Source organism: Shinella sp. 838 (assembly GCF_029623935.1).
GTDB lineage: Bacteria > Pseudomonadota > Alphaproteobacteria > Rhizobiales > Rhizobiaceae > Shinella.
This window is the reverse complement of the sequence record NZ_JARSBQ010000014.1, coordinates 126,293-144,462: the sequence shown is the minus strand read 5'-3', so window position 1 is coordinate 144,462 and position 18,170 is coordinate 126,293. Positions and strand designations below refer to the sequence as shown.

Genomic DNA, 18,170 nt, shown 5'->3' with positions numbered 1-18,170 from the left:
CTTCCCGGGAGGATCAGCCGAAGCTGGTGGTATAGGCCGCCGTGACCGTGTGGTCAGGTGCAAGGCCGTAGAGGATCGCATGCCGGTCGAGGCAGGTGCAGGGATGCGAGATGCCGAACTCGACCACATCACCGACGCGTACATCGCTGCCGGCGGGAAGCGCCACGAAGGCATGCTGGTCGTTGAGACGAAGCACATCGGCCCCCGCAAGAGCGGCGAGCGGCACCCCGTCGCGATAGAGAGCCAGCGGCCGCGGCAAGCCCTGGTCCATCGCGACATCCCGCAGGCCCATACCGCAGATCGCGAGCGCCGGCTCGGGCAGCGACAGCACCTCGGCCCAGACCCGGAGCACCGGCTTGAAGTCGCTGCCGGCGGAGCGGACCTGCCCGCCGAACCGGAAGCCCGCACGGGCGTCGAGGCCGGCAAGACCGCGCTCGTAAACGCCGTGGTCATGGAAGAAGATCGCCCCGCTGCGCAGCACGAGCAAACTATCGGGATCGGCCGCGACGGCGGCAGAGAGACCGGCGATCACCCGGTCGAAAAAGACCGAACCGCCCGCTGTGACGATCAGCGGCCGCGCATCGCCAATGCGGGCGCGAACCTCCGGCAGGAAGGCCGCCGTCATCGCCACCAGCCCGTCGATCCGGCGCAGCGTCTCTTCCGCATCCGCCGTTGCGGCGGCCCCCTCGTAGGCGGCGATGCCAGTGAACCGGAAGGTGGGCGTTTCCGCGGCAAGGATGGCATCGAGGATCGCGCCTGCCGCCTCGGCGCTGCGTGCTCCGGCACGGCCCGCGCCAAGTTCGACGAGAAGGCCGAGCGGCGGCAGACCGCTGCGGCCATGCCAGACGACCCGCAGGGCTTCGACCAGGTCAATGGAATCGACGAAGACATGCAGCGCTGCATCGGGATAGTTTGCGGCAAGCGCTGCAAGCCGGCGTGCAGCCGCGGCCCCGCCGATCTCGTTGGCGAGGATCAGCCGGCGCTGGCCAGCCTTCAGCAGTACCGCCGCCTGGCGGATATCCGCCACCGTGGTGCCCCACGCGCCGGCCGCCAGCAGCGTGCCGGCAATCGCCGCCGACATCGGCGTCTTCGCATGGGGTGCGATCGCGACGCCGTGATCGCGTACATACTCCATCATCAGCGCGACATTGCCGGCAAAGGCCGCACGATCGAGCGAGATCAGCGGCAGCGCCATCGCACCGTCATAGGGCTTCCAGCCTTGCTTGCCGACGGCATCCAGCGGCAGGGGCGCATGGCCCGGCGGGAAGCCGCGGATGCGGTCGTCGATTACCGGATTGTCCGGTCCGGTCACGGAAAGGTCAGGCATGGTTTTCTCCCTTGGCCGCGACGGGATCGGCGATCCCGAGGCGATAGGTGTCATTGGCAGTCGTGAAAAAGAGGGCACGCTGCTCGTCGAGCGAAAGCGGCGCGGCCGCGGCGCGGAAAACGGCGTAGACCTCGTCGAACGAGGCGTGCAGGCCGGCGACCGGAAAATCGCTGGCGAACATGGTTCGAGCGGGGCCAAAACAGGCGAGGCAATGCTCGATCACCGGCCGCAGGCTTTCCGGCGTCCAGTCATTGTCATAGGCGACGAGGTCGGAGATCTTCAACCGGACATTCGGCTCACGACCGAGCGCCGCAAGGCCACCGCGCCAGAGCGTCATACCCTCCGCGCTGCGATCGGCCGGGCTGCCGCCATGGTTGAGCACGAAGAGTATCTGCGGAAAGGCCCGCACGAGATCGAGCGCCTCATCCATCTGCCACGGATAGAGCATGAGGTCGAAAACGAGGCCGAAACGGGCGAGACGGGCAAGGCCGGCGCGCCAGCGGGGATCGGCCATGCGGCGGGCGCGGGGTGCGAAGCTCTTTGCCGGTTCGGGATGCCAGCTGACGATATCGCGGATGCCGGCGACATCGGGATTGGCGGCCTCCGCCTCGATCAGGCGCGCGGCATCCGGGCTGTCGAGCGGCACGCGGGCGATGATACGCTTCGCCACACCGGAGGACCGGTCGAGACCGGCAAGCCAGCGGCTTTCCTCCAGCGGATGGGCGTCGGACCAGCCGGCCTCGACATGCACGGTGGCCACCACGTTCTGGCTCGCCGCATCGGCGCTGTAGTCCGCAACGCCATAATCCCTAAGGATCGGCGCCAGGCTGCCGAAGACCATCTCGCCGCCGGTCGCCCGGGCCATTTCCAACCAGGGATGACGTTTGAGCGACAGATCCCAGAGATGGTGGTGCGGGTCGATGACCGGCCCGTCATAACGCACCGTCATCGGCGCGCCTCTCGGCCGGAAATGAGCAGAAGCGCGAGGATCAGCGAACCGAACATGATCGAGCGCCAGCCGGGCGAGGCGTTGACGACGGTGATCAGCGCCGTGGTGGTGACGAGCAGGATGGCACCGGGAATGGTGCCGGCATAAGTGCCGCGCCCACCGAGGATGGAGGTGCCGCCGAGCACGACCGCGGCGATCGACATCAGGAGATAGGGATCGCCGATGCCGACATAGCCTTGCCGGTTCATGCCGAGCACCAGAATGCCGGCAAGCCCCGCGAAGAAGCCGGACAGCGCATAGAGAAGCAGCGTGTTCCTGGCAACGCTGACGCCGGAAAGCCGGGCAGCCAGCGGATTGGCCCCGAGCGCGAGGAAGCGCGCGCCGAGCGGCGTGCGATGGATGATGAGCAGCACCGCGATCGAAACGACGATCCAGAGGATGATGCCGGCGGGAACGCCGAGCGGGCGCGCCTGGCCGAGCAGGATGACCGCCGGGTTGCTCACCGTGACGGCGCTGCCGCCGGCGACGATGACGAGCAGTCCCTGAAGAAACGTCGCCATGGCGAGCGTCATGATGATCGGCGGCACGCGCAGATAAGCCGCACCCGCCCCGTTGAGGAGGCCGATGCCGGTGGCGATGGCAAGGACGAGCACGATGCCGACGAGGCCGGTCGGGTCCGAAGCCGGCGAGATCAGCGGCAACAGGATCGCCGTGACGGTGATCACGGCCCCGACGGAGAGGTCGATGCCGCCCATCAGGATGACCAGCGTCTGCCCGGCCGCGACGATGCCGATGACGGCGGCAAGCTCCAGGAGATAGCGCAGGTGCCCGTAGGCGCCGAAGCCGCGCAGCGTGAGGCTGGCGACAAGCCAGACGAGCGCCACAAGGAGGAAGGTCAGGAGCGGCGGATTGCGGAACACGGATTTCACGGCCTTCATCGCCTTGCCCTCCACTGTTTCAAGAGTTCCGGCACCGCGACGGCACCGACGATGATCAGGCCCTGCGCGACATATTGTGCGACCGGCGGAAAACCGAGGAAGAACATCACGTTGATCATGACCGAGAGCAGCAGGCTGCCGCAGATCGCGCCACGCATCGTGCCCTTGCCGCCGAGGAAACCGACGCCGCCGAGCACGGCGGCCGCGATCGAATTCAGCGTGAAAGGCGTGCCGATGACCGGATCGCCCGAGCCCGTCTGCGCCGCGACAAAGAGGCCGGCCAGCGCCGCCAGCAGACCGGACAGCGCGAAGGCGACGATCTTGACCCGCTCGACCGGAACGCCCGAGCGGAAGGCGCCGATCGGGTTGTCGCCGGCGGCATAGATGCCGATGCCGAGCGGTGTCGCGAGAAATGCTTTCCAGGCGAGAAGGACGACGACGAGCAGCAGGAAGGCAACCGGCGTGTGGCCGGCGAGCGTGGTCGACAGCCAGTCCGGAATGAAGCCGCCCGGGCGCGGCAACAGGATCAGCGCGACACCGGTAATGATGAAGGAGCCAGCCAGCGTGACGATGATGGCCGGCAGCCGCAGATGCGCGACGATGGCGCCGATGACGGCACCGATGGCAAGGCCGGTGAGCGCGACAGCGAGGATGCCGCCGGGCACGCCGAACACGCTGCCCATCGTCGTCGCCGCAATCACGGCGCCAAGGCTCACCAGCGGGCCGATGGCGAGCGTGATGCCGCCATTCAGCATCAGAAGTGCCTGCGCCATGGTGACGAGCGCCAGCGGGAACCAGTTCTGCGTGAACTTGGAAAAACCGCCGACCGAAAGGATGCCGGGAAAGAGCACCGCATAAAGGACGAGGAAGGCGGCGACGACCAGGTAGAGGCCGCCAAGGCCGCGATTGCGACCGCGCTGGATGGCGCCGTAGAGCCAGCCGGAAGACGGAACGGCACTCATGCGGCCTCTCCCTGTTTGTGGATGCCCATGGCGGCGCCGACGATGGCCTCCTCGCTGATTGCCGCACCGGAAAGCCGGGCAGCGACGCGCCCCTCGCGCAGCACGACGACACGATCGCACAGGTGCACGAGTTCCGGTGTGTCGGAGCTTGCAAGGATGACGAGCCGCCCCTCGGCAGCGAAGGCGCGCAGCATGAGGTAGATCTCGCGCTTCGTCTCGATATCGACGCCGCGCGTCGGATCGTTGAGCAGCAGCACGGACGGATCGAGCGGCAGCCACTTGGCGAGCGCCACCTTCTGCTGGTTGCCGCCCGAGAGCGCCTGGACCGGCCGGGCGACGTCGCCCTTGATCGTCAGGCGCCGCGCCAGGTCGGCGATCAGCCCGGCCTCCGCCGTGCGGTCGCGAAAGCCGCCCCGCGCGAGCCGGCCGAGCGAGGGCAGGATGAGGTTGGAGGCGATGGAATGGGGCAGGACGAGCCCCTCGTGCTTGCGGTCCGCCGGCACATAGACGATGCCCGCGGCATTCGCCTCGCCGACATGGGCCGGCAGGCGGGGAAGACCGGAGACCTCCGCATGGCTCGCCTTCGCGGGAATGGCACCGTAAAGGCCGAGCAAAAGGTCTTCCTGCCCCTGCCCGACAAGGCCGCCGATGCCGACGATCTCGCCGGCGCGGGCGGAAAAGCCGATCTCGCGCACGAGGCCGGCCGAGAATTTCTCGACAGTGATGCGTGTCGCACCGGCTTCGGCAACCGGGCGCGGCGGGAAGAGATCGCCCGTCTCCCGGCCGACCATGAGGCGAACGAGCCCCTCACCATCGATACCGGCGAGCGACTGGTCCGCCGTGACGCCGCCATCCTTCAGCACCGTAACATGCGTGCAGAGCGCCTGCACCTCGTTGAGCCGATGGGAAATATAGAGAAGCGCCGTGCCGCGATCGCGCAGCGTCTCGATGAGACGGGCGAGAATGCCGGCCTCATGCGCGGAAAGCGAGGAGGTCGGCTCATCGAGGATGAGCACGCGCGGCTTGCGGAACAACGCCTTGGCAATCTCCACCATCTGCCGGCGGCCGAGCGCAAGATCGGCGACCGGCATGTCGAGCGGCTCGGTAAGCCCGACCATGTCGCAGACCTCCCGCACGCCCCTGTGAAGCGCGGCATAGTCGATGAGGCCGAAGCGGCGCGGAAAGGCGCCGAGCCCGATATTCTCGGCGATCGACAGGTCGGCGGTGAGGCTCAGCTCCTGCTGCACCACGGCGATACCCGCACCGCGGGCGGCAGCCGGGCTGAAACGCCCGACCGGCCGCCCCTCGACGAGGATGGCGCCGCTGTCCGGCTGGAGAGCGCCGGAAAGGAGATTGATCAGCGTGGATTTTCCCGCACCGTTCTCCCCGAGCAGGGCATGGACCCTGCCCGGGTGAAGGGCGATATCGACGCCCTTCAGAACCGGATTGCCGAAAAATCCCTTGAACACCTGCCGGGCTTCCAGCAGGGGTCTTGTTTCCGTCATGACGGCATCCTTCAGGGAATTACTGGGCGAGCAGCTTGTCGAACAGCGCCTTGTCGTAATCCGAATAGATGTAACCGTCGGCCGGGAACTTGTCGGCGCGGGCGAGATAGGTGTCGATGGTGCTGTCGTCGATGACCGGCAGCGGCACCTTGATGAAGGCCGGCACGTCCTTGCCTTCCAGCGCCTGTACGGCCGTGTAGACCGAGAGCGCACCAAGCCAGTTCGGCTGCATGGTGGCCCAGCCCTTCAGGCCCTTTTCCTTCCACAGTTCGAGGAACTGGCGGGCGTTTTCGCCGGTGATCGGCACCTGCTCGCGACCCTGGCGATCGAAGGCCATGACGGAACCGGCCGAAATCGCGCCGCCGAGCGAGAGCACGCCGTCGATTTGCGGATTGGCGAAGAGCAGGCTGGTCATCGCCTCCTGCGCCGGCGCGGCATTGTATTCCGTGTTGGTCTCGGTGATGATTTCCAGGCCCGGATTGGCGTCGAGCACAGGCTGGGCACCCTTGCGGCGGTCATCGCTGACGGAAATGCCGGCCGGACCGTTCATGACGATGATCTTGCCCTTGCCGCCGAGCTTGTCGGCAAGCCACTTGGCAGCGCCCGCGCCCCATTCGTTGGAATCGGTATTGATCTTCGCCGTCACCTTGTCCGTGTTGACGAGGCTGTCGAAGTTCACCACGGCGATACCCTTGTCGCAGGCATCCGAAATGACGCGGTCGAGCGCATTGGAGGAACCGGCGATGACCACGATCGCGTCGACATTCGCGTCGATCATCGACTGGATGTGCTGGATCTGCGTCTGGGCATTGCCCTGCGCGTCCGTGATCATCAGGTCCTTCACGAGACCGGCCTTCTTCAGCTCCTCGACCTCGGCGGCGATGGTGCCTTCGGTCTGCTTCATCCAGGTCGGCACCGAATAGATGTTCGCCCAGCCGACCGTATACGGCGCCTTGCGGTCGCCCTTGATGCAATTGGCGGCGGCCGAGGCGGTGCCGGCCGACAGGACGAGGACGGCCGCAGCGGCGGCGGCACCCGCAAGAAGGCGGCTGCGCAGCGAGACGGTCGAGCTGTTTTCGAGAGTTTTCATGTCGTTCCCCTTTTTTGGCGGCAGCAGGTACGAGCTTGCCATCCGTCTTTGTCCATTATATTGAACACTTGATCTATATATCGGACTGGCGCGATCTTATGCCGAATTTTCGGCCTCGCAAGAGGGGGCCTTCGGAAATTTCGCGCACGGCAATGCCGCGTCCTGCGCATTGACAGATGGCGCGGGCGGCGGGAGAAGCTTGACGGGACGAAGGGCAAGGACGGACGAGATGGATGCTATTGCGGATGATGCAGGCGGCAAGCGCGCCCGAGGGCTCGATCGCGCCTTCGAGATCCTCGATTTCCTGCGCCAGAAACGGCAGGCTCTGAAACCGAACGAGATCGCCGCGCAGATCGGCGCGCCGCGCTCATCGGTCTATGAGCTGGTGAACCTCCTCCTGCGCAACGGCATCCTGGAATTCACCGGCGGCGACGGCCGGGTCTATCTCGGGCGGAAACTCTATTTCCTGGGGGCTGCCTACGAGAACCATTTCGACTTCACCCGCGAATGCGAGGCGGCACTGGATCGGCTGGCCGACGAAACGCGCGAGACCGCGCAGTTCTGCATGCTGGATGGCAACAAATATACCGTCGTGCGCATGCGCGAGGGCGCAAGGCCCTTCCGCATCTCCACCGATATCGGCCAGTCGGTACCGATCCCGTGGACGGCTTCAGGACGCCTGCTCGTCGCGCATATGACGAACGAAGAAATCCTCACCTTCATCCCGCCGCAGGATTTCCAGCTGCCCGGCGGCGAATGGCTCGATCCGCAGGTTTTCCTCGCCGAGGTGCGCCAGGCCGGGCAGGACGGTTTCTTCACCTTCAACAGCATCGTCGACAGCTTTACCCATTGCTTCGCCGTGCCGGTCATGGACGAGGGACATGCCGCCGCCACGCTCTGCCTCGTCACCCCGCGCGACGACGGGCTGGCCAACCGCGATCGCTACCTCGTCTGCCTGAAGGACGCCGCCGCCAGCCTGAGCCAGGCGCCGACGCGGCCGAAGCGCAGCTAGGGATCCGGCTTCAGCCGGCCCGGCCGGTAAGCCAGCGGTCGATCCCCTCCGCAGCCGCCCGCCCGGTCGCAAAGCAGGCCGTCAGCAGATAACCGCCGGTCGGCGCCTCCCAGTCGAGCATTTCGCCGGCCGCAAAGACACCCGGAAGGGCCTTCACCCCATAGTCCGCATCGAGGGCATCGAACCGGATGCCCCCTGCCACGGAAATCGCCTCCGCAATCGGCCGCGGCCGGATGAGCAGAACGGGCAGGGCCTTGATCACCGAAGCCAGCGCATCCGGCAGCAAGGCCGAAACATCCCGGATACATTCCCGCAGCATGGCCGCCTTGACCCCGTCGAGGCCGGCCCCTTTGCGAAGCCGGCTGGAAAAGCTCGCCTTGCCGCCCTGCCGGGCCAGATCGGCTACAAGCCGCGCGTGGCTCCGCCCGGGCACAAGATCGAGCAGGAAGGATGCAGCGCCCGACGTTTCCAGCGCATCGCGCAACACCGCCGCATGAGCATAGACGAGGCTGCCCTCGATGCCGGTCTTCGAGATGACGAATTCGCCGGGGATCGTGCCCGCCGCAGACCGCGCCGTGACGCCCTTGACCGGCGCGCCCGCAAAGCGCTCGACGAAGAACGGCGACCAGTCCACATCGAAGCCGCAATTGGCCGGACGGAAGGGCGCAATGTCGACGCCCCGTTCCGCAAGACCACCGACCCAGGCCGCGTCCGACCCGAGCCGCGGCCAGCTCGCACCGCCGAGCGCCAGCAGGACCGCATCGAAGGCCATCACGGCCACGCCCTCGGGCGTTTCAAAGCGCAGTCCTTCGGGCGCAAACCCGATCCAGCGATGGCGTACGCGGATATCGACACCCCGCCCCTCCAGCCGCGCCCGCCAGGCGCGCAGCAACGGCGACGCCTTCATGGCGACCGGAAACACCCGCCCGGAGGACCCGACGAAGGTCTCCGTGCCAAGCTCCTCCGCCCAGGTCCGCAGATCCCCGGGCGTGAAAGCATCGAGCGCCGCCCGCAGACGCGCGCCCGCCGCACCGAAGCGGGCGGCGAAACGGTCGTAGGGTTCGGAATGGGTGATGTTGAGGCCCGACTTTCCGGCCAGCAGGAACTTTCGCCCTATGGTCGGCATGGCTTCGAGCACGGTCACTGCATGGCCCCGCGCCGAAAGCACTTCTGCCGCCATCAACCCGGCCGGCCCGCCGCCGACGATCCCTATCCGCCGCCTGTCCATTCCGCACCCGCCTTGAAACCCTGCGCCGTTCTCATAAATCGTCTCCGACGGCTTCGCCAGCGTTCTTGCCGGTATATGATCCGCACAGCAGAATCAGGAGACGGATATGGATATCAAGCGCAACGGCACCAGCCCCTCGGCGCCAGGCCCGGCCGACTACTTCACCGGCAAGGTCCGCCTCGACACGCCGTTCAAGGCGGAAGCCCCCGGCCGCGCCGGCGGCGCCATCGTCACCTTCGAGCCCGGCGCCCGCACCGCCTGGCACACCCATCCCCTCGGCCAGACCGTCATCGTGACATCAGGCCTCGGCTGGGCGCAACGTGAGGGTGGGCCGATCGAAGAAATCCGCCCCGGCGACGTCGTCTGGTTTCCGCCCGGCGAAAAACACTGGCACGGCGCCACGGACAAGACCGCGATGACCCATGTCGCCATCGCCGAGGCGCAGGATGGATCGCCGGTGACCTGGTTGGAGCAGGTGTCGGACGCACAATATCTCGGCAGGGCCTGAAGTCTGTCCGCCGCAAACCGGACGATCAGTTCGGAAGGCCGGGCGCCTCGTGGCCGGTCTGGGCGACATACTCGGTATAGCCACCCGGATATTGGTGCACGTCGTCGCCGTTGAGTTCCAGCACGCGGTTCGACAACGCGCCGAGGAAATGACGATCGTGCGAGACGAAGAGCATGGTGCCCTCGTACTCGGAAAGAGCCTTGATCAGCATTTCCTTGGTGTCGAGATCGAGATGGTTCGTCGGCTCGTCGAGGATCAGGAAATTCGGCGGATCGAACAGCATCGCTGCCATCACCAGCCGGGCCTTCTCGCCGCCGGATAGCACCCGGCACTTCTTCTCGACGTCATCGCCGGAAAAGCCGAAGCAGCCCGCCAGCGTGCGCAGCGGCCCCTGCCCTGCGCGCGGAAACTCCGTCTCCAGCCACTGGAACACGGTCTGGTCGCCGTCGAGCAGATCCATAGCATGCTGTGCAAAGTAGCCGACCCTGACGCTCGCCCCGATTGTCACGCTGCCTTCGTCCGGGTTCGCCGCCCCGGCGACGAGCTTCAGCAGCGTCGACTTGCCGGCCCCGTTGATGCCCATCACGCACCAGCGTTCCTTCCGGCGGATAAGGAAGCTGAAATCCCGGTAGACGGTCCGGCTGCCATAGGCCTTGTCGACATTCTTGAGGCTGGCGACGTCCTCGCCCGAGCGCGGCGCGGGCTGGAACTCGAACATGACCGTCTGGCGGCGGCGCGGCGGCTCGACACGCTCGATCTTGTCGAGCTTCTTCACACGGCTCTGCACCTGTGCGGCATGGGAGGCACGCGCCTTGAAGCGCTCGATGAACTTGATCTCCTTGGCGAGCATCGCCTGCTGGCGTTCGAACTGCGCCTGCTGCTGCTTCTCGTTCTGCGCCCGCTGCTGCTCGTAGAAGCCGTAGTCGCCCGAATAGGTGGTGAGCGAGCCGGCATCGATCTCGATGATCTTGGTCACGATGCGGTTCATGAACTCACGGTCGTGCGAGGTCATCAGCAGTGCCCCGTCATAACCCTTCAGGAACTGCTCCAGCCAGATCAGGCTTTCGAGATCGAGATGGTTGCTCGGTTCGTCGAGCAGCATGACATCCGGCCGCATCAGGAGGATGCGCGCCAGCGCCACCCGCATCTTCCACCCGCCGGAGAGCTTGCCGACGTCGCCGTCCATCATCTCCTGGCTGAAGCTCAGGCCCGCCAGCACCTCGCGCGCCCGGCTCTCCAGCCCGTAGCCGTCGAGTTCCTCGTAGCGCGCCTGCACCTCGCCGTAGCGCTCGATGATGGCGTCCATCTCGTCGAGCCTGTCCGGGTCGACCATCGCGGCCTCGAGCGCGCGCAACTCCGCGGCAACCGAACTGACCGGCCCTGCCCCGTCCATCACCTCGGTGACGGCACTGCGCCCTTCCATCTCGCCGACGTCCTGGCTGAAATAGCCGATCGACACGCTCTTTTCCGTCGAGACCTGCCCCTCGTCCGGCGCTTCCTGCCCGGTGATCATGCGAAAGAGCGTCGTCTTGCCGGCCCCGTTCGGCCCCACAAGCCCGATCTTCTCCCCCCGGTTCAACGCGGCGGACGCCTCGATGAAGAGGATGCGATGGCTGTTGGACTTGCTGATATTCTCGATGCGGATCATGGAAACCGGGCCTCGTCGTGGTCCCGCGCCCTATGCCATGACGCACGGCATCAAGTCCATGCGCCCGCAGCAGGAAAGCACGCAAGTCAGGCAGGAAAACCCGGAAGGAAGTTTATGGCGGAGAGGGTGGGATTCGAACCCACGATACCCTTGCAGGTATGCCGCATTTCGAGTGCGGTGCATTCGACCACTCTGCCACCTCTCCGCGGTCAGGTCGGCGCCCTTTGAGCGCGGGGCGGTTAATAGCGGGTGTCGGGCGGGCTTGCAAGGGGGCCAGGCTACGGAAAGTTCATCTATTTGTCATGGTGACGGAAATCCCCTTGACAGTTTTCATCGGCTCACCTATTGCGCAAGGTGCAGTGGCATAGGTCTCACTTGTGCCGCGACGCTGGTTCTTTGTGCCGTCCGGCCTTGCCTTTTGCAAGCGTCCGGTCTCGCAACGAACCATTTGAGCCGGCGATGCGCCAATGCATCGCCATCCCCGCGACTGATAAAAAGACGGCCTTGCCCTTTCGGGACAAAGAGCCGGCACGAACATGAAAGGATAAAATATGTTCGCAGTCATCAAGACCGGCGGTAAGCAGTACCGCGTGGCCGCCAACGACGTCCTGACGATTGAAAAGCTGTCGGGCGACGCAGGCGCCAAGATCGAATTCACCGAAGTGCTGATGGTTGGCGTCGGCGCCGACGCCACGATCGGTGCGCCCTTCGTCGAAGGCGCCATCGTGACGGCCGAAGTCGTCGAGCATGGCCGCGCCAAGAAGGTTATCGCCTTCAAGAAGCGTCGTCGCCAGAACTCGAAGCGTTCGCGCGGTCATCGTCAGCACAACACGACTGTCCGCATCATCGACATCGCCGCAGCCGGCAAGGCGAAGAAGGCTTCCAAGAAGTCCGACGCCGCCGCTGAAGCTGCAGCCGAATAATCCGGACAGGTAAAGGAGAACTCCTATGGCACACAAAAAAGCTGGCGGCTCCTCGCGCAACGGTCGCGATTCCCAGTCCAAGCGCCTTGGCGTGAAGAAGTTCGGCGGCGAAGCCGTACTTGCAGGCAACATTATCGTCCGCCAGCGCGGCACGCAGTGGCATCCCGGTGCCAATGTCGGCCTCGGCAAGGATCACACGATCTTCGCACTTACGGCTGGCAATGTGAATTTCCGTACGAAGGCCAACGGTCGCGTTTACGTGTCTGTAGCCCCGAAAGCGGAAGCAGCGGAATAAGCCGGTAGCGCTCTAAAACAGCCGGCGTCTCATCGACCCGGCTGACGCTACAGGTTCAGGCCTGAAGAAAAAAGGGGAGATGGGGCGAGACCCATCTCCCCTTTTTGCTCTGGAGGACTGAACCATGCAGACCGAATTGTTGAGGGAAGGCCAATCACGGTCTCCCAAGGAACGGCTGAGGCCTGAACGGTCGAGGACCGATTGCCCGATCTTGCTGTCGCAGAGGCTCGTCATGAGAGCCCCGCACGAAGACGACATCGACGCCCTTGCCCATCTCGCCAACAACGCCAATATCGCCAACATGGTCGCCCGCATGCCGCACCCCTACACGGTTGCGGACGCTGCTGATTTCGTGCGACGCACACGCGCCGGCGCGATTGGCAAGTGCGTCTATGCCATTACGAAAGCCGACAACGGCGCCTTCCTAGGATGCTGCGGCATCGAACCGCATGAGGATGGGCGCACGGTCGAGCTCGGCTATTGGCTGGGCGAACCGTACTGGAACCAGGGATATGTCACCGAGGCGGCCCACGCGCTGATCGACATGGTCTTCCGCACCCGCGACATCGAGCAGATCGATGCGCGCTGCCGGGTCATGAACATTCCCTCGCGCCGGGTCATCCAGAAGTGCGGCTTCCAGTTCCAGGCGACCGGCATGGTGCAGAGCCTCGCGGTCGGCGGCATGGTGCCCGTCGAATGGTACAGGCTGGACCGCAAGACCTGGGTTTCGCTGAAGAGCTGGGGAGGCATGCGATGAACGCCATGCAGACCCAGATCGAACGCGAGCGCGTCACCGGCGCCGGGCCCTGCCCGACCATCACGACGGCGCGCCTGGCGCTCCGCCCGCACCGCATGTCCGATGCGGAGGCGATCGCCCAGTCGCTGAACGACTTCCAGGTCTCGCGCATGCTGGCGCGGGTGCCCGCACCGTATGACCGGCAGGATGCGACGGAATGGCTTTCCGTCACCACCACCGATCTCAACGAGGGCTGGGCCTTCGCCATCACGGCCGGGGACGACGTGCATATCGGCTGCGTCTCCTTCGAGCGCAGCAATGGCGGCTGGGAGATCGGCTACTGGCTGAACCGCTTCTACTGGGGGCGGGGCTATATGAGCGAGGCCGTGCATGCGGCAACGGCGCGCTTCCTGATGCGGATGCCCGGCACGGACATCAGGTCCGGCATCTTCGCCGACAACCTCGCCTCGCTCAGGGTGCAGGAGAAGGCAGGGTTCCGCATCACCGGCTGCAGCGACCTCTTCTGCGTCGCCCGCGGCGCGATGGTGCCGCATATCGAAACGCGGCTGGAGCCTGGTGACTTCCGCCCGGCAGCACCGCGGCACTGAAAACGAGCGGGGCGGAGAAATCCGCCCCGACCGCTGCCGTCAGGACAATTCGAACCAGACCGGCATATGGTCGGAGCCGAAGGCGGTCTCGTCGACCCAGGCGTCCGTCAGCCGCTCCACCAGGCCGTGGCTGAGGAAGCAGTAATCGAGGAAGAGGCGCTCGGCATGGTTCTTCGGATCGACCCAGCTATAGCTGGCGGCGTGGCGCTTGCCGAGGCCGGCCAGCGCATCCACCGGATGGGTGGCGCGAATCTGTCGCCCGTAAAGCGCGTCGACGCCGCCGACCATCTCGCAATATTCCGGCGATTCCGGCACCATGTTGAAATCGCCCATCAGCACGTAGTCCTCCGGCACCGGCGGTTCGGCAAGGCCGAATTCGTGGGCGCCGGAAATCGCGCCGCCCTCGACCGGGTAGAGCTGGGCACGGTCCTTGAGGGCGCGGATCTGCGTGATGCGCTCGTCGCGATGCACATGGTCGAGATGCACGGAGTAAACGCGGATCGGCCCCTTGGGGCTGGCGATCACCGCTTCGGTCGCACCGCGCTGAAGGTTCAGTTTGTCGAGGGTGCGCGTGCGCGGCAAAAGAATGGTGCGGGTCGACAGGATCGGCCAGCGCGAAAAGATCATGTTGCCGAACTGGAAGCGGCGGTTGACCACGCGGCCCTGCTCGATCGCCGAACCCGCATCGAGATCGCAGGCCGCGCCGAAGACGGAATAGTGGGTGGCAAGCAGCACCTGCAACTCGGCGACCATGTCGACATGGCCGTTGCGGTTGAAATTGCGGGTCACCTCCTGCAGCGCGATGATATCGGCACCGTGGATGCTGGAAACGATGCGCGGCAGATCGAACCGGTCGTCGAGACCGATGCCATACTGGACGTTGTAGCTGACGAATTTCACGATAGTCTTTGACCTCTCACGGAAGCGGCTATATCGAAGACGGCACTATGAAAATACGAGAAAAGCGAACGGCGAGCCGATGAAATTCCTGGACGAAGCAAAAGTCTATATCCGGTCCGGCGACGGCGGGGCAGGGGCTGTCTCGTTCCGTCGTGAAAAATTCGTCGAGTTCGGCGGTCCCGACGGCGGCGACGGCGGGCGCGGCGGCGATGTGTGGGTGGAGGCCGTCAACGGCCTCAACACGCTGATCGATTTCCGTTTCCAGCAACATTTCAAGGCTTCGACCGGCACGCACGGCATGGGCCGCAACCGCACCGGCGCGAACGGCGCCAGCGTGACGCTGAAGGTGCCAGTCGGCACCCAGATCTTCGAGGAAGACAACGAGACGCTGATCATCGACCTCATCACGGAAGGCCAGCGCTTCAAGCTGGCCGCCGGCGGCAATGGCGGTTTCGGCAACGCGCATTTCAAGTCGGCGACCAACCAGGCGCCAAACTGGGCCAATCCGGGCCTGGAGGGCGATGAGAAGACCATCTGGCTCCGCCTGAAGCTGATCGCCGATGCCGGCCTCGTCGGCCTGCCGAATGCGGGAAAATCGACCTTCCTCGCCACCTGCACGCGGGCCCGGCCGAAGATCGCCAACTACCCCTTCACCACGCTGCACCCCAACCTCGGTGTCGCGACGATCGACGGCGGCGAATTCATTCTCGCCGACATTCCCGGCCTCATCGAGGGCGCACATGACGGTATCGGTCTCGGCGACCGGTTTCTCGGCCATGTCGAGCGCACACGCGTATTGCTGCACCTCGTCTCCGCACAGGAAGAGGACGTCGCCAAGGCCTACAAGACGGTGAAGCACGAGCTGGAAGCCTATGGCGGCGGCATCACCGACAAGCCGGAGATCGTCGCACTCTCGCAGATCGACCTGCTTGACGAGGACGAACTGAAGAAGAAGACCAAAGCGCTTGCCAAGGCGAGCGGCCAGACGCCGTTCCAGATTTCCGCCGTCGCCAATGTCGGCATGACGGGCACGCTGAGGGCGCTGCGCGACATCATCGTCCAGGCGAAGAACTCCGGGTCCGACGACTGAGATGACAACGCACCGCAAACCGCTCGGAAAACACCGCCGGATTGTGATCAAGATCGGCTCGGCCCTGCTCGTCGACCGCGCGAGCGGCCTGAAGAAGGCCTGGCTCGACGCGATGTGCAGGGATATTGCGGCGCTGCGCGCCGGCGGCACCGAGGTGCTCGTCGTGTCCTCCGGCGCCATCGCGCTCGGCCGCTCCGTGCTGAAGGTGCCCTCGGGCGCGCTGAAGCTGGAGGAGAGTCAGGCCGCCGCCGCCGTCGGCCAGATCGCGCTTGCCCGTGCCTGGTCGGAAAGCCTCTCGACGGACGGCATCGTCGCCGGCCAGATCCTCCTGACGCTCGGCGATACGGAAGAACGGCGGCGATATCTCAATGCACGCGCAACGATCAACCAGCTCCTGAAGCTCGGCTCCGTGCCGATCATCAACGAGAACGACACGGTCGCGACGACGGAAATCCGCTACGGCGACAACGATCGGCTCGCCGCCCGCGTCGCCACCATGACCGGCGCCGACCTGCTGGTGTTGCTCTCCGACATCGACGGGCTCTATACGGCGCCGCCGCATCTCGATCCCGACGCGCGTTTCCTCGAGACCATCGACGCCATCACACCTGCTATCGAAGCCATGGCCGGCGGCGCCGCCTCGGAACTGTCACGCGGCGGCATGCGCACCAAGATCGACGCCGGCAAGATCGCGACGGGTGCGGGCTGCGCCATGATCATCGCCTCGGGCAAGGTCGACCATCCGCTGCGCGCCGTCGAAGAGGGCGCGCGGTCCTCGTGGTTTGCACCCTCCGGCTCGCCGGTCACGGCAAGAAAGACGTGGATTGCCGGGCAATTGCAGCCGGCCGGCCGGCTGGAGATCGATGCGGGGGCGGAAACGGCGCTGACATCGGGCAAGAGCCTGCTGCCCGCAGGCGTGCGCGGCGTCTGGGGCACGTTCTCGCGCGGCGATACGGTGTCGATCTACGGCACGAACGGGCGCGAGATCGCCCGTGGGCTTGCCGGCTACGATGCGGACGAAGCGCGCATGATCATCGGCAAGAAATCGGCGGAGATCGCCGCCATCCTCGGTTATGCCGGCCGCGCCGCCATGGTGCACAGGGATGACCTCGTGGTGACCGGCCTTTCCGCGCCGCTCGCCGCCGAGGCGGGAAAGGACGTGAGCCATGCTTGACCAGGTCAAAACCGAGATCGACGGCCTGATGGCCGAAATCGGCCGAAATGCCCGCGCTGCGGCAAGGCCGCTGGCCATCGCCACCGCCGAGGCCAAGAACCGCGCGCTCGAAGCGATGGCCGCCGAAATCCTTGGCGGCCGCGATGCCATCCTCGCCGCCAATGCCATCGACCTTGCCAATGCCCGGGAAAGCGGCGTCGCCGCGTCCTTCATCGACCGGCTGACGCTGACGGCTGAGCGCATCGAGGGCATTGCCGACGCGATCCGCGACATTGCCGGCCTGAAGGACCCGGTCGGCGATATCATCACCGAATGGGACCGACCGAACGGCCTGCATATCGAGCGCGTGCGCACGCCGCTCGGCGTCATCGGCGTCATCTATGAAAGCCGGCCGAACGTAACGGCGGACGCCGGGGCGCTGTGCCTCAAGGCCGGCAATGCCGTGATCCTGCGCGGTGGCTCGGACAGCGTGAATTCATCGCAGGCGATCCATTCCTGCCTCGTCGCCGGCCTCAAGGCCGCCGGCCTGCCGGAACATGCAATCCAGTACGTGCCCGTGACGGACCGGGCTGCCGTCGGCGCCATGCTGTCGGGCCTTGGCGGTACGATCGACGTCATCGTGCCACGCGGCGGAAAAAGCCTCGTCGCCCGCGTACAGAGCGAGGCGCGCGTGCCTGTCTTCGCCCATCTCGAAGGCCTCTGCCACATCTATATCGACAAATCCGCCGATCTCGACATGGCGAAACGGATCGTCGTCAACGCGAAGATGCGCCGCACGGGCATCTGCGGCGCTGCCGAAACCCTGCTGATCGACCGCGCCACCGCCGATACGCACCTTGCACCGCTTCTCGAAGGCCTGCGCGCCGCCGGCTGCGAGGTGCGCGCGACGGACGAGATCCGCACCCGCATCGAAAACCTCGTCGCCGCAACGGAAACGGACTGGTCGACGGAGTATCTCGATGCCATCATCTCCGTCGCGCTCGTCGACGGCATCTCGGGTGCGATCGAACATATCAACCGCTGGTCTTCCGCCCATACGGAGGCCGTGATCGCGGAGGATCCCGCCGTCGTCGAGCGTTTCTTCACGGAAATCGATTCGGCGATCCTGCTGCACAATGCCTCTACCCAGTTCGCCGATGGCGGCGAGTTCGGCATGGGCGGCGAGATCGGCATCGCGACAGGCAAGATGCATGCGCGCGGCCCGGTTGGCGTCGAGCAGCTCACCTCCTTCAAATACCGGGTGCGCGGCACCGGACAGGTGCGACCCTAAGTGACGT

Annotated in this window: 18 protein-coding genes and 1 tRNA gene; 9 read left to right on the top strand and 10 right to left on the bottom strand. The window is 65.7% G+C overall.

Going from position 1 to position 18,170, the window contains the following annotated elements; genetic code table 11:
• Nucleotides 1-13: 13 nt before the first annotated feature.
• From P9A16_RS29630 to P9A16_RS29605, 6 genes are read right to left on the bottom strand one after another with little or no spacing between them, the layout of a single operon-like run.
• On the bottom strand, nucleotides 14-1,327 hold the full coding sequence (locus P9A16_RS29630; RefSeq protein WP_278026272.1) for an alanine racemase: 1,314 nt from the start codon (nucleotides 1,325-1,327) through the stop codon (nucleotides 14-16).
• A complete protein-coding gene (locus P9A16_RS29625; protein ID WP_023514654.1) occupies nucleotides 1,320-2,276 on the bottom strand; it encodes an amidohydrolase family protein in 957 nt (318 codons plus the stop codon). Before P9A16_RS29625 ends, P9A16_RS29630 begins: the two co-directional genes overlap by 8 nt.
• Nucleotides 2,273-3,214: an ABC transporter permease gene (locus tag P9A16_RS29620; RefSeq protein ID WP_023514653.1), complete on the bottom strand. Its 942-nt coding sequence runs from the start codon at nucleotides 3,212-3,214 to the stop codon at nucleotides 2,273-2,275. The genes P9A16_RS29625 and P9A16_RS29620 overlap by 4 nt, the downstream gene beginning before the upstream one ends.
• Nucleotides 3,211-4,176: an ABC transporter permease gene (locus tag P9A16_RS29615; protein ID WP_023514652.1), complete on the bottom strand. Its 966-nt coding sequence runs from the start codon at nucleotides 4,174-4,176 to the stop codon at nucleotides 3,211-3,213. The genes P9A16_RS29620 and P9A16_RS29615 overlap by 4 nt, the downstream gene beginning before the upstream one ends.
• The gene (locus tag P9A16_RS29610) at nucleotides 4,173-5,681 is read right to left on the bottom strand and encodes a sugar ABC transporter ATP-binding protein (RefSeq protein WP_023514651.1); all 1,509 of its coding nucleotides are present in this window, start codon (nucleotides 5,679-5,681) and stop codon (nucleotides 4,173-4,175) included. Before P9A16_RS29610 ends, P9A16_RS29615 begins: the two co-directional genes overlap by 4 nt.
• Nucleotides 5,682-5,700: 19 nt before the next feature.
• Nucleotides 5,701-6,771, bottom strand: a complete 1,071-nt coding sequence (locus P9A16_RS29605; protein WP_037409014.1) for an ABC transporter substrate-binding protein — start codon at nucleotides 6,769-6,771, stop codon at nucleotides 5,701-5,703.
• 229 nt (nucleotides 6,772-7,000) lie between these two features.
• On the opposite strand from P9A16_RS29605, the gene P9A16_RS29600 reads away from it, so the two are divergent.
• Nucleotides 7,001-7,783: an IclR family transcriptional regulator gene (locus tag P9A16_RS29600; protein ID WP_023514649.1), complete on the top strand. Its 783-nt coding sequence runs from the start codon at nucleotides 7,001-7,003 to the stop codon at nucleotides 7,781-7,783.
• A 10-nt stretch (nucleotides 7,784-7,793) separates the two neighbouring features.
• On the opposite strand, the gene P9A16_RS29595 is transcribed toward P9A16_RS29600, so the two are convergent.
• Nucleotides 7,794-9,011, bottom strand: coding sequence for a TIGR03862 family flavoprotein (locus tag P9A16_RS29595; RefSeq protein ID WP_023514648.1), 1,218 nt, complete (start codon nucleotides 9,009-9,011; stop codon nucleotides 7,794-7,796).
• 106 nt (nucleotides 9,012-9,117) lie between these two features.
• Between P9A16_RS29595 and P9A16_RS29590 the strand changes: the two genes are divergently transcribed.
• Entirely contained in the window at nucleotides 9,118-9,519 is a 402-nt protein-coding gene (locus tag P9A16_RS29590; RefSeq protein ID WP_023514647.1) for a (R)-mandelonitrile lyase, read from the top strand.
• 25 nt (nucleotides 9,520-9,544) lie between these two features.
• On the opposite strand, the gene P9A16_RS29585 is transcribed toward P9A16_RS29590, so the two are convergent.
• Together P9A16_RS29585 and P9A16_RS29580 are read right to left on the bottom strand one after the other, a co-directional pair.
• Nucleotides 9,545-11,167: an ABC-F family ATP-binding cassette domain-containing protein gene (locus tag P9A16_RS29585; protein WP_023514646.1), complete on the bottom strand. Its 1,623-nt coding sequence runs from the start codon at nucleotides 11,165-11,167 to the stop codon at nucleotides 9,545-9,547.
• 115 nt (nucleotides 11,168-11,282) lie between these two features.
• Nucleotides 11,283-11,372 (bottom strand) — tRNA-Ser (locus P9A16_RS29580).
• A gap of 346 nt (nucleotides 11,373-11,718) precedes the next feature.
• Here P9A16_RS29580 and rplU point away from each other — a divergent pair.
• From rplU to P9A16_RS29560, 4 genes are all read left to right on the top strand, one after another.
• A complete protein-coding gene (gene rplU, locus P9A16_RS29575) occupies nucleotides 11,719-12,090 on the top strand; it encodes a 50S ribosomal protein L21 (RefSeq protein WP_023515223.1) in 372 nt (123 codons plus the stop codon).
• A gap of 25 nt (nucleotides 12,091-12,115) precedes the next feature.
• Nucleotides 12,116-12,385 carry a 50S ribosomal protein L27 gene (rpmA, locus tag P9A16_RS29570; RefSeq protein ID WP_023515222.1) on the top strand — a complete coding sequence of 90 codons (270 nt, stop codon included), beginning with the start codon at nucleotides 12,116-12,118 and terminating at the stop codon, nucleotides 12,383-12,385.
• 124 nt (nucleotides 12,386-12,509) lie between these two features.
• Entirely contained in the window at nucleotides 12,510-13,142 is a 633-nt protein-coding gene (locus P9A16_RS29565) for a GNAT family N-acetyltransferase (RefSeq protein ID WP_024270533.1), read from the top strand.
• Nucleotides 13,139-13,729 (top strand): GNAT family N-acetyltransferase, encoded by a 591-nt coding sequence (locus P9A16_RS29560; protein ID WP_023514266.1) that lies wholly within the window; start codon nucleotides 13,139-13,141, stop codon nucleotides 13,727-13,729. The genes P9A16_RS29565 and P9A16_RS29560 overlap by 4 nt, the downstream gene beginning before the upstream one ends.
• 39 nt (nucleotides 13,730-13,768) lie before the next feature.
• On the opposite strand, the gene P9A16_RS29555 is transcribed toward P9A16_RS29560, so the two are convergent.
• Entirely contained in the window at nucleotides 13,769-14,629 is an 861-nt protein-coding gene (locus P9A16_RS29555; RefSeq protein WP_023514267.1) for an endonuclease/exonuclease/phosphatase family protein, read from the bottom strand.
• 79 nt (nucleotides 14,630-14,708) lie between these two features.
• Between P9A16_RS29555 and obgE the strand changes: the two genes are divergently transcribed.
• The 3 genes from obgE to P9A16_RS29540 are packed head-to-tail and all read left to right on the top strand — an operon-like array spanning nucleotide 14,709 to nucleotide 18,163.
• Nucleotides 14,709-15,719, top strand: a complete 1,011-nt coding sequence (obgE, locus tag P9A16_RS29550) for a GTPase ObgE (protein ID WP_023514268.1) — start codon at nucleotides 14,709-14,711, stop codon at nucleotides 15,717-15,719.
• Nucleotide 15,720: 1 nt separating this feature from the next.
• A complete protein-coding gene (gene proB, locus P9A16_RS29545) occupies nucleotides 15,721-16,893 on the top strand; it encodes a glutamate 5-kinase (RefSeq protein ID WP_023514269.1) in 1,173 nt (390 codons plus the stop codon).
• A complete protein-coding gene (locus P9A16_RS29540; protein WP_023514270.1) occupies nucleotides 16,886-18,163 on the top strand; it encodes a glutamate-5-semialdehyde dehydrogenase in 1,278 nt (425 codons plus the stop codon). The genes proB and P9A16_RS29540 overlap by 8 nt, the downstream gene beginning before the upstream one ends.
• Nucleotides 18,164-18,170: the final 7 nt, after the last annotated feature.